The 14,250-nt window shown below is 68.5% G+C and carries 14 protein-coding genes; 5 read left to right on the top strand and 9 right to left on the bottom strand.

What is annotated here, in order from left to right; translation table 11 throughout:
• Positions 1-200 precede the first annotated feature (200 nt).
• Both SJY11_RS10390 and mbfA read left to right on the top strand, forming a co-directional pair.
• Entirely contained in the window at positions 201-947 is a 747-nt protein-coding gene (locus SJY11_RS10390; protein WP_376986519.1) for a superoxide dismutase, read from the top strand.
• 144 nt (positions 948-1,091) lie between these two features.
• Positions 1,092-2,084, top strand: coding sequence for an iron exporter MbfA (gene mbfA, locus SJY11_RS10385; RefSeq protein ID WP_376986518.1), 993 nt, complete (start codon positions 1,092-1,094; stop codon positions 2,082-2,084).
• A 105-nt stretch (positions 2,085-2,189) separates the two neighbouring features.
• On the opposite strand, the gene SJY11_RS10380 is transcribed toward mbfA, so the two are convergent.
• From SJY11_RS10380 to SJY11_RS10370, 3 genes are read right to left on the bottom strand one after another with little or no spacing between them, the layout of a single operon-like run.
• Complete coding sequence (locus tag SJY11_RS10380) at positions 2,190-3,584, bottom strand: AtzE family amidohydrolase (RefSeq protein ID WP_376986517.1); 1,395 nt, start codon at positions 3,582-3,584, stop codon at positions 2,190-2,192.
• Positions 3,581-3,805: a DUF4089 domain-containing protein gene (locus tag SJY11_RS10375; protein ID WP_376986516.1), complete on the bottom strand. Its 225-nt coding sequence runs from the start codon at positions 3,803-3,805 to the stop codon at positions 3,581-3,583. Before SJY11_RS10375 ends, SJY11_RS10380 begins: the two co-directional genes overlap by 4 nt.
• A complete protein-coding gene (locus tag SJY11_RS10370; RefSeq protein ID WP_376989295.1) occupies positions 3,802-4,479 on the bottom strand; it encodes a cysteine hydrolase family protein in 678 nt (225 codons plus the stop codon). Before SJY11_RS10370 ends, SJY11_RS10375 begins: the two co-directional genes overlap by 4 nt.
• Positions 4,480-4,796: 317 nt before the next feature.
• Here SJY11_RS10370 and atzF point away from each other — a divergent pair, with 317 nt between their 5' ends.
• The 3 genes from atzF to SJY11_RS10355 all read left to right on the top strand — a co-directional run bounded on the left by atzF (position 4,797) and on the right by SJY11_RS10355 (position 7,340).
• Positions 4,797-6,593, top strand: coding sequence for an allophanate hydrolase (atzF, locus tag SJY11_RS10365; protein WP_376986514.1), 1,797 nt, complete (start codon positions 4,797-4,799; stop codon positions 6,591-6,593).
• Between the two features lie 70 nt (positions 6,594-6,663).
• Positions 6,664-6,906 carry a type II toxin-antitoxin system Phd/YefM family antitoxin gene (locus tag SJY11_RS10360; protein WP_376986513.1) on the top strand — a complete coding sequence of 81 codons (243 nt, stop codon included), beginning with the start codon at positions 6,664-6,666 and terminating at the stop codon, positions 6,904-6,906.
• Positions 6,906-7,340: a PIN domain-containing protein gene (locus SJY11_RS10355; RefSeq protein WP_376986512.1), complete on the top strand. Its 435-nt coding sequence runs from the start codon at positions 6,906-6,908 to the stop codon at positions 7,338-7,340. The genes SJY11_RS10360 and SJY11_RS10355 overlap by 1 nt, the downstream gene beginning before the upstream one ends.
• Positions 7,341-7,352: 12 nt before the next feature.
• Here the strand turns inward: SJY11_RS10355 and SJY11_RS10350 are convergent, their stop codons facing one another.
• The 6 genes from SJY11_RS10350 to SJY11_RS10325 form a co-directional block, all read right to left on the bottom strand.
• The gene (locus SJY11_RS10350; protein ID WP_376986511.1) at positions 7,353-8,039 is read right to left on the bottom strand and encodes a GntR family transcriptional regulator; all 687 of its coding nucleotides are present in this window, start codon (positions 8,037-8,039) and stop codon (positions 7,353-7,355) included.
• A gap of 67 nt (positions 8,040-8,106) precedes the next feature.
• Positions 8,107-8,487, bottom strand: a complete 381-nt coding sequence (hpxZ, locus tag SJY11_RS10345) for an oxalurate catabolism protein HpxZ (protein ID WP_376986510.1) — start codon at positions 8,485-8,487, stop codon at positions 8,107-8,109.
• A gap of 146 nt (positions 8,488-8,633) precedes the next feature.
• Complete coding sequence (locus tag SJY11_RS10340; protein ID WP_376986509.1) at positions 8,634-10,337, bottom strand: dipeptide ABC transporter ATP-binding protein; 1,704 nt, start codon at positions 10,335-10,337, stop codon at positions 8,634-8,636.
• 112 nt (positions 10,338-10,449) lie between these two features.
• Positions 10,450-11,358 carry an ABC transporter permease gene (locus tag SJY11_RS10335; protein WP_376986508.1) on the bottom strand — a complete coding sequence of 303 codons (909 nt, stop codon included), beginning with the start codon at positions 11,356-11,358 and terminating at the stop codon, positions 10,450-10,452.
• Positions 11,359-11,362: 4 nt separating this feature from the next.
• On the bottom strand, positions 11,363-12,376 hold the full coding sequence (locus tag SJY11_RS10330) for an ABC transporter permease (RefSeq protein WP_376986507.1): 1,014 nt from the start codon (positions 12,374-12,376) through the stop codon (positions 11,363-11,365).
• A gap of 144 nt (positions 12,377-12,520) precedes the next feature.
• Positions 12,521-14,110: an ABC transporter substrate-binding protein gene (locus tag SJY11_RS10325; protein ID WP_376986506.1), complete on the bottom strand. Its 1,590-nt coding sequence runs from the start codon at positions 14,108-14,110 to the stop codon at positions 12,521-12,523.
• Positions 14,111-14,250 lie beyond the last annotated feature (140 nt).

Genomic DNA, 14,250 nt, shown 5'->3' with positions numbered 1-14,250 from the left:
GGAAACGCGGTAAACCGAGCGTTAATGCAACCTCCGGGCGTATCCGGGGCGCAGCGATGCCGGCGCGACGTCCGGCTCTGCACTGTCCATCTCGGGAACCGTACCGGCCGGGGATTCGTATATGCTGTGCATCCGTGAACGCGGCTCCCGCATAACGTGGGGGCAAGTCTGATGCCGAAACCGCTCATGGAGGAATCCCGATGACCATCACCCACAACGCTTCCCGGCGCACGCTCCTGGGCTTCGGGGCCGCCGCCCTCGCCATGGCCGCCGCGCCCCGCGTCTGGGCTCAGGCCGCCGCGCCCGCGGCGCCGGCCGGCCCCTTCTCCCTGCCCAAGCGCGCTTACGAGGCGGCCGCGCTGGAGCCGCATATCGACGCCACGACGATGGACATCCACTACACCCGCCATCACGCGTCCTTCGTCACCGCGCTCAACAACGCCGCCAAGGACCATGGCGTCCTCGCCTCCAAGCCGATCAACGAACTCCTCGGCGACATCGGCGCGTTGCCGGAAGCCGTGCGGGTTCCGATCCGCAACGCCGGCGGCGGCCACGCCAACCACAGCATGTTCTGGGAGATCATGGGCCCGGGCGCCGGTGGCACGCCGACCGGAGACGTCGCGGCCGCGATCACCAAGGACCTTGGAGGCTTCGACAAGTTCAAGACCGATTTCGAGGCGGCGGGCCTGCGCGTCTTCGGCTCGGGCTGGGTGTTCGTCACGGTCGACAAGGCCGGCAAGCTCGCCCTGCTCGCCAAGCCCAACCAGGACAGCCCGCTGATGGACAAGCGCATGGTCCTCATGGGCAACGACGTCTGGGAGCACGCCTATTATCTGAAGTACCAGAACCGCCGCGCCGAGTACCTCAAGAGCTGGTGGAACGTGGTCAATTGGGCGAAGGTCAACGAGCGTTACGCCGCCGCCAAGGCCGGCAAGCTGACCGTCTGATCGGTCGGATCACCGCGAGAATGGCGATACCCGGCCCCTAGGCCGGGTATCGTCGTTTTGGTCTTGGGCAGCCCCGGCCCTGCGCCCTTGCGTCGACGGGTCGGCCGGCCTAATTTAGAATTATTCTAAATTATGAGGCCCCCTATGCTCTCTCGTTTTTCCCTTCCGGGTTTCGGCGGCAAGCGTCGCTTCGACGAACTCTCCGAGAAGGAGGTCCTGGCCCTGGCGATTGCGTCGGAGGAGGAGGATGGCCGCATCTACGCGATCTACGCGCAGAAGCTGCGGACGGCCTACCCGGCATCGGCTGCGGTCTTCGACGGCATGGCAACCGAGGAGAACGGCCACCGCGAACGCCTGCTCGCCCTCTACCAGCAGCGCTTCGGCGACGTCGTCCTGCCGATCCGGCGCGAGCATGTCGCGGATTTCTATGCCCGCAAGCCGGTCTGGCTGGTCGAGAACCTCGGTCTCGACCAGATCCGGGCCGAAGCCGAAGATATGGAGCGCCGGGCCAGCGACTTCTACGTCGCAGCCGCCGGTCGCTCGACCGATGTCGAGACCCGCAAGCTCCTGGGAACGCTGGCCGCCGCCGAGGCCGCCCACCAGGCGAGGGCGCAGGGGCTCACGGCAGAGCATCTCGACGGCGAGGCGCGCACCAGCGAGGATGACGCCGCCAAGCGCCAGTTCGTGCTGACCTGGGTCCAGCCCGGCCTCGCCGGCTTGATGGACGGCTCGGTCTCGACGCTCGCCCCGATCTTCGCCACCGCCTTCGCGACGCAGGACCCCCACACCACCTTCCTGATCGGCCTCTCGGCCTCGGTCGGCGCCGGCATCTCGATGGGCTTCACCGAGGCCGCCCATGACGACGGCAAGCTCTCGGGCCGCGGCGCGCCCTGGAAACGTGGCCTGGCCTCGGGCGTGATGACGACGCTGGGCGGGCTCGGCCATGCCCTGCCCTATCTGATCCCGCATTTCTGGACCGCGACCACGGTGGCGCTGATTGTCGTCTTCGTCGAACTCTGGGCGATCGTCTGGATCCAGAACCGCTTCATGGAGACGCCCTTCCTGCGCGCCGCCTTCCAGATCATTCTGGGCGGCGGGCTGGTGCTGGCGGCGGGTATCCTGATCGGCGGGGCGTAGTGGCACGTCATGCTCGGGCTTGCCCCGAGCATCTCTTGCAAACGGAGACACCTCGTTCGGCAAGAGTTTCTCGGGTCCGCGCAGGCGCGGCCCGAGGATGACGACCTAGCCCAGCACCGGCGCCCTCGCCTCGCACACCCCCTCCTGCTGGAGCACGAAGGCCGCCCGCAGGCAGAGATCCTCGCGCCAGGGCGCAGCGATGATCTGAACGCCGATCGGCAGCCCGTCGCCGAAGACCGGCACGGCCGCGACCGGCAGGCCGATCGCCGAGATCGGCTGGGTGAACAGCCCGAGATTGGGCCGCAGCGGCACGGTCTCGCCGCGCAGCTTGAGCGTCTTCTGCCCGACGAGCGGCGCCGGACAGGGCGTGGCCGGCGCGATGATCAGGTCGACATCGGCGAACACCCGCATCATCGTGTCGTGAAACCAGCGCCGCGCGCGCTGCGCCTGAACATACCAGGCCGCCGGGAGCATCGCCCCGGCCAGAAAGCGGTCGCGGGTCTCGGGGTCGAAATCATCCGCCCGCTCCCGCAGCCGGTCGAGATGGAAGGTCGCGCTCTCGCTGTTGGTGATCAGGAAGGCGGCTGCGCGGGCGATCGCTGCGCCCTCCAGCGCGAAGCTCCGTGTCGCGCCCAGCGCCTGCGCCACCTGCGCCACGGCGGCAGTCGCCTCCGGCATGCCGTCGGTCGCGAAATGCCCGCCCGCCACCGCGATCCGCAAACCACCGATGCCCGCCTGCAGCGACGGCAGTGTCGGTTCGACCGGCCGCTGCGCGCAGGCCGGATCATACGAATCCGGCCCCTGCAGCGCGTCATAGGCGGTCGCCAGATCGGTGACGTCGCGCGCGAAGGGGCCGAGATGGTCTAGCGAATCGCAAAACGGGAAGCTGCGCGAGCGCGGCAGCCGGCCATAGCTCGGCTTCAGGCCGAAGACGCCGCAGAGCGAACTCGGCACGCGGATCGAGCCATTGGTGTCGGAGCCGAGCGAAAGCGGGCTGAAACCCGCCGCCGTCGCCGCGCCCGAGCCGGAGGAGGAACCGCCAGCCATGCGCGCCGTGTCATGCGGGTTGCGGCAGGGCCCGTCATGGGCGTTCTCGCCGGTGAAGTCGTAGGCGTATTCGCCCATGTTGAGCCCGCCGAGCAGCACGGCGCCGGCCGCCGTCAGCCGCTCGACCAGCACCGCGTCGCGCGCCGCCGGTGCCCGCTCGCGATTGATCTTCGAGCCCGCCCGCGTGGGCAGCCCCGCAATGTCGAACAGGTTCTTGGCCGCGAAGGGCACGCCCGCCAGCGGCCCGAGCGGCGCACCGGTGGCGCGGGCGGCATCGACCGCGCGGGCCTGCGCCAGCGCCCGCTCGGCGGTGATATCGGTGAAGGCGTTGATGGCGGAATCGAGCGCCGCGATGCGGGCGAGGAAGGCTTCGGTGACGGCCAGGGCCGTGACCTCCCCCTCCCGAACGTGCGCCGCGATGCGATGGGCCGGCGCGAAGACATCGACAGTCACGCGGTCACCTCCGGCACGCCCGGCCGAAACACCGCGGCGAGTTCGAGCGAGGCCTCGTCGAGCGGCGCGGCGCGGACGATCTCGGCCATGCCATGAGCGATGGTCAGGAATTGCAGCACCACCGGCCGCTGCGCCTCCGTGATCGTCAGCCCCAGCACCGGCGCCATCGCATCGCAATGGAGCGCGGCGTCGAACGCCGTCTTGGGGTGGGTCTCGTTCACGCCGCCGGCTCCCATCGATTTTCGCCCCCTTGCCGCGGGGGTTCGGCTGTCGCCCCGGAGAGCGCGGCCAGCACCTCCGTCGTCGTCGAAACCCAGCCGAAGATTCCGCCCTGGGCCGCGATCATCGCCAGGCCCACCTCGTGGAACTCCGGGAAATAGGAGGCGCAGGCATCGCCCAGCACGAGGCAGCGATAGCCCCGGTCGTTCGCCTCGCGCACGGTGGTGTGGACGCAGACCTCGGTGGTGACGCCGGTCACCATCAGCGTCTCGATGGCGCGATTGCGCAGCATCAGCTCGAGATCGGTCTGGTAGAAGGCGCCCTTGCCCGGCTTGTCGATCACCGGCTCGCCGGGCAGCGGCGCAAGCGCAGGAATGATCTCGTGCCCCGCCTCGCCGCGGATCAGGATGCGCCCCATCGGCCCGCAGGCGCCGATGCGCTTGTCGGCCGGACCGCGCAGGACCTTGGCCGGCGGCGCGTCGGCGAGGTCGGGCCGGTGGCCTTCGCGGGTGTGGATCACCAGCATGCCGGCCGCCCGCGCCGCCGCCAGGATCGCCCGGCAGGGCTCGACCGCCGCCATCAGCCGGGAGACGTCATTGCCGAGCGCAGCCCCGAAGCCGCCGGGCTCGAGGAAGTCGCGCTGCATGTCGATGATGATCAGGGCGGTGCGCGCCATGTCGACGCCGAGCGGAAAGGGCCGGGCAGGAATTTCGATGCGGCTCACGGCGCGGCGCCCCCGATCGCGGATCTGCGGAACGGGCTTTGCAAGGCGCGTGCCTGACAGCGAGCGAGCACCAGAGCGGAATCAGATCATGAGAAGCGCGGCCGAACCCCTTGCCGGAACGGGGAAATCCCGGCGATCCGAAATCTGAGCCAAAACCGCCTCGGCCCGCCGCAGTCGCCAGGGCGGAGGACGAGCGCGTTCGTTGCATAATCCTTGCATGCAACTCCTTGAGTTTTGCCTAATCGATAGGCGCCACGAAAGAGGGCCCCGTGACGACCCTGAGCAGCCTGCTCGCCGCCCATCTCGATGGCAGCGCCACCATCCCGCAGACCATCGCCGCCTGCTATGCCCGCCACCGCGCCCATGGCGACGCGGCGATCTTCATCGGGCTGCGGCCGCAAGCCGAGGTGCTGGCGGAGGCTGAGGCCCTGCAGGCGGAAGGGCCGCGCGGCCGCGCGCTCTGGGGCATCCCCGTCGCGGTGAAGGACAACATCGACGTCGCCGGCCTGCCCACCACCGCGGCCTGCCCCGCCTTCGCCTATGAGCCGGAATGCGACGCAACCGTCGTCGCGCGGCTGCGGGCGGCGGGCGCCATCGTCATCGGCAAGACCAATCTCGACCAGTTCGCCACTGGCCTGAACGGCTCCCGTTCGCCCTATGGCGTGCCGCGCAATGCGCTCCGTGCCGATCTCGTCCCCGGCGGCTCCAGCTCTGGCTCTGCCAGCGCGGTCGCGGCCGGCATCGTGCCGGTGGCGCTGGGCACCGACACGGCCGGCTCGGGCCGCGTGCCGGCGGGCCTGCAGAACCTTGTCGGCCTCAAGCCCAGCCTCGGGCTGGTTTCCACGGCGGGCGTCGTGCCGGCCTGCCGCACGCTGGACTGCGTCTCTGTCTTTGCGCTCACCGTCGAGGATGCGTGGACGGCGCTGTCCGTTGCAGCAGGCCCCGACGCTGGTGATCCCTGGTCCCGCGCCCTGCCGCTGGGCCGGCCGGGCGCCGTGCCGCCAAAGCTGCGGATCGCCGTCCCCCGCCCGGAGGATCTCGATGTCGCGGGCGATGCTGCGGCGGCCGCGAGCTTCGCAGCCGCGGTCGAGCGCGCCAAAACCCTCGGCGCCGAGATCGTCCCGCTCGACATGGGCCCGTTCTACGAGACCGCGCGCCTGCTCTATGAGGGGCCCTGGGTCGCCGAGCGCTACCTGACGATCCGCGATCTGCTCGCGAAGGACCCCGAGGCGATCCTGCCCGTGATCCGCCAGGTCGTCGCGGGGCGGCCTTTGCCCGACGCGGCCGAGACCTTCGCCGCGCGCTACCGCGTCGCCGAACTCGCGTTGGTGGCCAAAGCGGCGATGAAGGGCATCGACGCGCTGATGGTGCCGACCGCGCCCCGCCCGGTGACGCTGGCCGAGATGGCGGCCGACCCCATCGGGGCCAATTCGCTGCTCGGGCGCTACACCAATTTCGTCAATCTGCTCGATCTCTGCGCGCTCGCCATCCCCGCCAGCCTGGCAGCCAACGGCACGGCGGCGGGCGTGACGCTGATCGCCCTGGCCGGGCACGATGCCGTGCTCGCGGGCATCGGGCAGGCGCTCCACGCCGCCGCCGGGCTGCCATTGGGCGCAACCGGCCTGCCCCATCCCACGGTGACACCGGCGCCGGTGCGAGCTGCGCCAGACGCCATCGAGATCGCCGTCGTCGGCGCGCATCTTTCCGGCATGCCGCTGAACCGCGAACTGACGGACCGGGGCGGCACCTTCCTGCGGGCGACCACGACCACCGCGGACTACCGCCTCTTCGCTCTGCCGGGCGGCCCGCCGGCGCGACCGGGGCTGACCCGTGTCGGGGCGGGTGGCGCCGCCATCGCGCTCGAGGTCTGGTCGCTGCCGGCGGAGGGCTTCGGCCGCTTCGTCGCCGGCATCCCCTCCCCGCTCGGCATCGGCACGTTGGCGCTGGCCGACGGCACGACCGTCAAGGGCTTCCTCTGCGAGACCATCGCCACGGAAGGCGCGCGAGACGTCACGGAGTTCGGCGGCTGGCGGGCCTTCGTGGCGGCGCAGGCGAAGGCGGGGTGACGGCAGAGCGGGACTTCGCCGAACAGTGCGCATGTGATAAGATCACCTGTAGTCACCGTCGGAGGTCGCGATGAAGGAAGTCCAGTTGCGGGAGGCGAAGGCGTCCCTCTCCGCTCTCGTCGACCGCGCCGTCGCCGGCGAGCCCGCGCTCATCACCCGGCATGGGCGGAAGGAAGCGGTCGTGCTGTCTTTCGCCGAGTACCAGCGGCTCGCCAACGTACCGAGTTTTGAGGAGCTGCTGGCCGCCTTTCCAGGCGAGCCTGGCGATATTCCCGATCGGGATCGGTCTCCGCCGCGCGATTTCGCATTCTGATGTACCTGCTCGACACCGACATGCTTTCGGCGTCGGCTCCGACCAAGGCCCAGCCACACGACACGTGGCTGGAATGGCAGGCTCGGGCCAAGGGACGGCTTTTTCTGTCCGCGATCACGGTCGCTGAGGTGGAGGGCGGCATCTGCGCATGCTTACGTCGTGGCGCGACCACCAAAGCACTCCGCCTACGGCAGTGGATCGATGCGATGGCGCATCTCTACGACGGACGTATTCTGCCGTTCGATCTCAATGTCGCCCATGCCGCGGGGCCGTTGCTCGATCGGGCTCGCGCTCACGGGACGGGGTTCGCCGACATTGCAATCGCCGCCACGGCAGCGGCACACGGTCTGATCGTCTTGACCGGCAACGAGAGACACTTTCGCCCCCTCGAGATCGCCTGCATCAATCCCTTGCAGAAGCTCCCGCCGCTGTGAGCCGGCCTGCCCTCAACGCATATCCGCATAACTGCGGAACGCATCCCTGACGATGCCGATATGGGCCCGCATCGCCTGCTGGGCGCCGGGCTGGTCGCCGCGCAGGATCGCCTGAACGATCAGGTCATGCTCGCGATAGGAGCCGCCGAGGCGGCCCGTGGCGCGAAACTGGGCGCGACGGAAGGGTGCGACGCGGATGCGCGTCATCAGGGTCAGTTCGGCGAGATAGCTGTTATGCGAGCCGGCATAGATCGCGGCGTGAAAGGCCTCGTTCTTCTCGTGATAGCTCGCCGGGTCGCCCTCATGGACGAGCAGACGCAGCGCCTCGTGCAGGGCTTCCAGCGCCCGCCGCTCGGGCACGGTCATGTTGCGGGCGGCGAGCCCGGCGCAGAGCGCCTCCAGCTCCGCCATCGCCTCGAACATGTCGTTCAGCTGGCTCGGCGTCGGCAGCGCCACCACCGCGCCGCGATGCGGCCTGACGCTGACCAGCCCCGAAGCCGAGAGCTGGCGGATCGCCTCGCGCACCGGCGTGCGCGACACGCCGAAGCGGGTCGCGATCTCCTGTTCGTCCAGCGGCGTCCCGGGCTCGAGCTGCCCGGAGACGATCGCATCGGAGAGCTGCAGCCGCAGCGCCTCGGTGCGCGTCACCGGCGCCGTGGCGGGCCTTAGCGTTCGGACGGGAGCGGAACCTGGCTGCATGACCCTGTCGCCGTCGGAGGAAGGTGGGGCGGGAGGAGCAAGGGCATGCGCGGTCTCCCGTCGCCGCTCACTCGGCAATGGCACTGACATGGGCGGCGACGACGCGCCAGCCCTCGGGGAACTTGACCCAGGTCTGGCTCTGGCGGCCGATCTTGCCCGCCATGCTCTCGCGCCGGAACAGCGTGTTGGCCGTGGCGAAGGCGTCGCCATAGGTGGTGATGACGGTGCGCTCGATCGTGCGCGTCAGCCCGGCGGACGGGCGCGCCGCGCGGAAAGCCGCAATCTCGCTGAACCCATAGAGATTTTCGCCGATGCCATAGCGGATCGTCTCGGGCGCATCCTTGAAGCAGGCATCCAGCACCGCGACGTCGTTTGCGTTCAACGCCTTCTCATAGACCATGAAAGCGGCCTCGACTTCGGCGACGACGGCGGGATCATTGAGGATCATGAGGAGTTTCTCGACTGCGTTCTTCATTGAACCTTGGCGTCATTCTCGGGCGGAGCGAAGCATAGACCCGAGAATCTCTGGCAGGAGATGCTCGGGTCAAGCCCGAGCATGACGCTCCAAACCGTGTCCGCGAATGACATTCACAATCACGCCGGCGGATGGGGAATCGCCGTCAGCAGTTCCTTGGTATAGTCCGCCTTCGGGTCGCCGAGCACCTCCTCAGCCGTGCCCTGCTCGACGATGGCGCCGGTCTTCATCACGATCACCCGGTCGCAGAGCAGGCGCACCACGTTAAGATCATGCGAGACGAAGAGATAGCTCATCCCGAGCCGCTCCTTCAGCTCCTGCAGCAGGTTGAGCACCACCGCCTGGACCGAGACGTCGAGCGCCGCCGTCGGCTCGTCGAGGATGACGAGGTCGGGCTCCAGCGCGATCGCCCGGGCGATGCCGACACGCGCCTTCTGCCCGCCCGAGAGCTGGTGCGGGAAGCGGTCGATCAGCTCGACCGGCAGCCCGACCAGCCGCGCCAGCTCCTCGCAGCGCGCCCGCAACGCGTCGCGCCCCGAAATCCCGCCCATCCGCAGGATCGGGTCGGCGATGGCGCGCTCCGCCGTGAAGCGCGGATTGAGGCTGTCGGTCGGGTCCTGGAAGACCATTTGGATGCGCCGCCGATAGAGCGAAGCGGCAAACTGCTTGGCGGGAATCGCACCGATATCCGTGCCGTCGAACAGGATCGAGCCGCTGGTCTTGTCGATCAGCCGCGTAATCATCATCGAGGTCGTCGACTTGCCGCAGCCGGACTCGCCGACGAGCCCGAGGGTCTCGCCCTTCGCCACGCTGAAGCTGATGCCGTCGACCGCGCGGAACGGCGCTTTCGGCTCCTCGGCCTTGCCCATCAGCTTCGCGAAGAGCGAGCCGCTCGGGGGCCGCGGATATTCCTTCACGAGGTTCTCGACCCGCATCAGCGGAGGAGCATCGGGCGCCGGCACGGCCTTCGCAGCAGCCGGCTGTGCGGCCGGTCCCTTCAGCGCATCGGGCAGCAGATCGCGCAGGCTCATGCCGATGCGCGGCGTCGCCTGCATCAGCTTGCGGGTATAGGCGTGCTGGGGATTGCGGAAGATCTCGCTGGCCTTCGCCGTCTCGACGACGTTGCCCTTCTCCATCACCACGACCTTGTCGCAATAGGCGGCCGCCAGCCCGAGGTCATGGGTGATCAGGATGGTCGACATGCCACGCTCGCGCGTGAGCTCGACGATCAAATCCATCACCGCCTTCTGGGTGGTGACATCGAGCCCGGTGGTCGGCTCGTCGGCGATCAGCAGCTGCGGCTGGCAGGCGAGCGCGAGCGCGATCACGACGCGCTGGCACATGCCGCCCGACAGCTCGAACGGATAGGCGTCGTAGCGCTCCTCCGGCCGCGCGATCCTCACCTTGGCAAGCGCCTCGATCGCCTTCTCCCTGGCCGTCGCTCGCGTCGCCTGGACATGTTCGAGCAGCACGTCCTCGATCTGCTTGCCGACCTTGCGGATCGGGTTCAGCGCCGCGCGCGGGTTCTGGAAGATCATCGAGATTTCGCGCCCGCGGATGTCGCGCATCTGCGCTTCGCTGGCCGCAACGAGATCCACGCCCGAGAACGCGATCGAGCCCTCGGCGACCTTGCCGGCCCGGTCGAGAATCCGCACCACGGCATAGGAGGTCACCGACTTGCCGGAGCCGGATTCACCGACGATCGCGACCGTCTCGCCTTTGGCGACGCTGACGTCGATCGCCTTGACCGCCTGCACCGTCCCGCGACGCGTGGCGAACTCGACGGTAAGGTTCTTGATGTCGAGGAGTGGGGGAGAGGTCATGGGCGGACATCTCCGTCATGCTCGGGCTTGACCCGAGCATCTCTTGCCGGAGATTCCCGGCTCTCCGCTGCGCTCCGGCCGGGAATGACGGCCTGCTGTACCCGAGCCATCATCAATTCCTCCGCTGCGGATCGACGAGGTCGCGCACGCCGTCGCCGAGCAGGTTGAAGCAGAACACCGCCGTCATCAGCGCCAGCCCCGGGAAGAAGGCGATCCACCATTCGCCCGAGACGATGAAGCTTGCGCCCTCGGCGACCATGATCCCCCATTCCGGGGTGGGCGGGCGCACGCCGAGCCCGATGAAGGAGAGGCCCGCCGCATTCAGGATGGCGTAGCCCATGGTCAGCGACATCTGCACCGCCATGATCGGCATGATGTTGGGCACGATCTGCGTCAGCAGCAGCCGCCAGTCGGAATTGCCGGAGAGGCGCGCTGCCTGGACGAAGCCGGCCTCGCGGCGGACATTCGCCTCGGCCCGGGCGACGCGGGCATAGAGCGGGAAATTGATGATCGCGGTGGCGATGACGATGTTGGTGACGCTGTTGCCGAGCGCAGCCACGATGCCCATCGCCAGCACGAAGAGCGGGAAGGCCATGATCGTGTCGGCGAGGCGCCCGACGACCTTGTCGACCCAGCCGCCATAGAAGCCGGCCATCACGCCCGCGAGCCCGCCCATCGCGAAGACGAGCGCCACCGAACAGACCGCGATGGCGAAGTCGAGCCGCGTCGCCACGATCACCCGGCTGAAGATGTCGCGCCCGAGCTGGTCGGTCCCGAACCAGTGCCGCGCGCTCGGGGCCTGCAGGGCAGAGTTGGTGTTGCTGGCGAGCGGGTCGTAGGGGACAAGCGAAGGACCGAGGATCGCTGCCAGCAGGATCAGCGCGAAGAGCCCGAAGGCGAGCCCCGTCACCGGGTTCTCGGAGACGATGTGGCGGGCATGGGCCAGCAGGCTGGTCGAGGGCGGCGCCTCGAAGCGCAGTGCGGGAGCAGAGGCGGGATCGATCTTGGTCATGTCGTTCATGCCCTCAGCCCTCCAGCCGGACGCGGGGATCGATGACGCCGTAGAGCACGTCGATCATCAGGTTCAACGCGACGTAGAGGATCGCCATCGTCAGAACGAAGCCCTGGATCGGCGCATAGTCGGAGGCGATCAGCGCCTCGACCGCATAGGAGCCGACGCCCGGCCAGGCGAAGACCTTCTCGACCAGCACATTGGCGCCGAGCAGGAAGGAGAACACCATGCCGAGCGTGGTGACGACCGGCAGCATCGCGTTGCGAAAGGCATAGGTGCCGATGACCTTGCGGCTGGAGAGCCCACTGGCGCGCGCGGTCCGCACGAAATCGGCGCCGAGCACGGCGAGCATCGAGGCCCGCGTCATCCGCGTGATCGGGGCCAGCGAGAAGATCGCTAGCGTGATCGCCGGCAGCGCGATCTGCGCCAGCGCGGCGCGTAAGGTCTCGCCATCGCGCGCCAGCAGCGAATCCACCAGGTAGAGCCCGGTGATGCGGGCGGGCTCCGAGGCGAAGACGTCGAGCCGCCCCAGCGGCGCCGGCGCCCAGCCCAGGATGAAGTAGAACACATAGACCAGCAGCAGCCCGGTGAAGAACACCGGCAGCGAGACGCCCGCCGTCGCCACGATGCGGCAGAGATGATCGATCCAGGAGCCCTGGCGGACGGCCGCGAGCACGCCGAGCGGCAGCGCCACCGACATCGCCAGCAAGAGCCCCGCCAGCGTCAGTTCGGCCGAGGCCGGCAGCCGCGCCGCGAGATCGGCCGTCACCGGCTGGCCGGTGGTCAGCGACATGCCGAGATCGCCCTTCACCAGGGCGGTGACGTAAGCGACGAACTGCACCGGCAGGGGCCGGTCGAGCCCGAGCTTGCTTCGGATCTCGATGATCGCCTCCGGCGATGCGGCCGGACCGGCGAAGTACGCCGCCGTATCGCCCGGCAGCACCCGCGTCAGCAGGAAGGTGACGATGATGACGCCGATCACCGAAGGGATCGTCGTCATCAGGCGCTGGCCGATCAGGCGAAGCATGGTTGAGTTTCCTTATCCAACCGCGTCGTCATTCTCGGGCGGAGCGCAGCGCAGACCCGAGAATCTCCGGGGAGAGATGCTCGGGTCGAGCCCGAGCATGACGCGCGGGGCTCGTCGGCGCCCGCGCGTCTGTGGCCATCAGAGTCACACGCCCTTGGTCAGGTAGCGGAAGTCCGGCTCGCGGCAGGGCTGGAACTGGTAGCCGCCGATCGACTTCTGCAGCGCGACGTCGTGGGTCGGCTGGTTGATCGGCACCATCGGCACCTCGGCATTGATCAGCTTGATGAAGTCGATGACGTTGGCGTCGTAGGAGGCCTTGTCGGGGGCGAAGCGGGCGGCGTCGACGAGCTTGTCCAGCGCCGGGTTCTGGTAGGCGGCGATGTTGAAGATCGAATTGTTGCCGTGCATCGTCCAGAACAGGTAGTAATCCGGATAGTCGAGCCAGCCCGCGAAGCGGTTGAGCACCATCGGATTGGTCTTCTTGGCGATCTCGGTGCGGAAATTGGCGCCCGGCACCTTGTTGATCTCGACGGTGATGCCGATCTGCGCCAGCGCCTCCTTCATCAGCACCGCCATCGGCTCGGCGACGGTCGCGTTGCCGGCGTCGAAATACAGCGTCGTCGAGAACGGGCCGCCGGCGGCATCGACCAGCGCCTTCGCCTTGGCGACGTCGGTCGTGTAGGGGAAGGGTTGCGGCCAGGCGACCTTCGGGGTTGTGCCACCCGCCATCGAGACGCCACGGCCGAAGAGCGAGGCCTGCAGGATCTTGTCGTAGGGCATGACCCAGGCGACGGCCTGGCGCAGGCGCACATCCTTGAACGGGCCGACCTGCGTGTTGAGATAGCAGCCCCAGACACCGTTGGGGATGGGCACGCCGACGACGTTGATCTTGCCGCCGTCGAGCAGGTCCTTGAAGTCCTTCGGCGGCAGCCCGTAGGACACGTCGGCATCCCCGCGCTCGATCAGCGCCCGACGGGTTGAGGGCGAGGCGATGTCGCGTGCGATGATGCGGCGCAGCTGCGGCAGCTTCCCGCAGGCCCAGGCGTCGTTGCGGACATAGATCGTCTCGACGCCCGGCTTCCAGCTCTCGACCTTGTAGGCGCCGGAGCCGGCGATGTTGTTCTTCAGATATTCCTTCGCCCATGGATCGCCGCCGCTGTTGGCGATGGCGAGCTCGGAGTCGAAGACGAAGGGAATGGTGACCGCCAGGTTGGGCAGCGTCATCTTGTCCTTGCGGACGAAATCGATGCGGAAGGTCTTGTCGTCGACGGCGACGAACTGCTCGGGCTTCTCCAGCGAGCCGGCGTTCATCTGCGTGGTGGCGAAGCCGCCGATCGAGACGGCGCGGTCCATCGACCACTTCACGTCCTTGGCGGTCACCGGCCGGCCGGAATGGAACTTGGCGTCGCGCAGCTTGAAGGTCGCGCTCATGCCGTCCGAGGCGACCTGGTAGCTCTCGGCGAGTTCGCCTTCGAGTTCGCCCATCGCAACCTGATGACCGCCCCCGCCCGGGATCGGAACCGGCTTGAAGCGCAGCAGGCGATCATAGCAGTTCAGCGAGACGCCATTGACCGGCTGCGACGAGCCGATCCCCTGCATGTCCAGACTGTTGGGCCCGTATTCCTGCACGAGCAGCAACGTCTCGTTGCGGCTCGGCGCCTGGGCCTGGGCACTGCCCTTGGCCACGAAGGGAGCAGCGAGGCCTGCGGCCAGGGCGGTGCGGCGCGTGATCATCGGGGTCTGTCCTCGGTTGGCAGGCTGGTGAAGGAACGGAACACGCCGTTTCGCTAGCAGGGAGCGTGCCAATTCCGATGGCCTGTGATTCCAAGGGCTTCGGGCCGATCACCGCCGTCGCCCTGCCTGCCTTGCATGCC

Origin of the sequence: Allobosea sp. R86505 (genome assembly GCF_042466375.1) — a bacterium.
Lineage (GTDB): Bacteria > Pseudomonadota > Alphaproteobacteria > Rhizobiales > Beijerinckiaceae > Allobosea.
The sequence above is the reverse complement of the archived record's forward strand: the minus strand, read 5'-3'. Positions and strand labels throughout refer to the sequence as shown.

What these genes read in the sequence shown, in the direction of transcription:
- SJY11_RS10390 (WP_376986519.1), top strand. Translation starts at nt 201, where the DNA reads ATGACCATCACCCACAACGCTTCCCGGCGCACGCTCCTGGGCTTCGGG.
- mbfA (WP_376986518.1), top strand. Translation starts at nt 1,092, where the DNA reads ATGCTCTCTCGTTTTTCCCTTCCGGGTTTCGGCGGCAAGCGTCGCTTC.
- SJY11_RS10370 (WP_376989295.1), bottom strand. Translation starts at nt 4,479, where the DNA reads ATGGCGCGCACCGCCCTGATCATCATCGACATGCAGCGCGACTTCCTC.
- SJY11_RS10360 (WP_376986513.1), top strand. Translation starts at nt 6,664, where the DNA reads ATGAAGGAAGTCCAGTTGCGGGAGGCGAAGGCGTCCCTCTCCGCTCTC.
- SJY11_RS10355 (WP_376986512.1), top strand. Translation starts at nt 6,906, where the DNA reads ATGTACCTGCTCGACACCGACATGCTTTCGGCGTCGGCTCCGACCAAG.
- SJY11_RS10350 (WP_376986511.1), bottom strand. Translation starts at nt 8,039, where the DNA reads ATGCAGCCAGGTTCCGCTCCCGTCCGAACGCTAAGGCCCGCCACGGCG.
- hpxZ (WP_376986510.1), bottom strand. Translation starts at nt 8,487, where the DNA reads ATGATCCTCAATGATCCCGCCGTCGTCGCCGAAGTCGAGGCCGCTTTC.
- SJY11_RS10340 (WP_376986509.1), bottom strand. Translation starts at nt 10,337, where the DNA reads ATGACCTCTCCCCCACTCCTCGACATCAAGAACCTTACCGTCGAGTTC.
- SJY11_RS10335 (WP_376986508.1), bottom strand. Translation starts at nt 11,358, where the DNA reads ATGAACGACATGACCAAGATCGATCCCGCCTCTGCTCCCGCACTGCGC.
- SJY11_RS10330 (WP_376986507.1), bottom strand. Translation starts at nt 12,376, where the DNA reads ATGCTTCGCCTGATCGGCCAGCGCCTGATGACGACGATCCCTTCGGTG.
- SJY11_RS10325 (WP_376986506.1), bottom strand. Translation starts at nt 14,110, where the DNA reads ATGATCACGCGCCGCACCGCCCTGGCCGCAGGCCTCGCTGCTCCCTTC.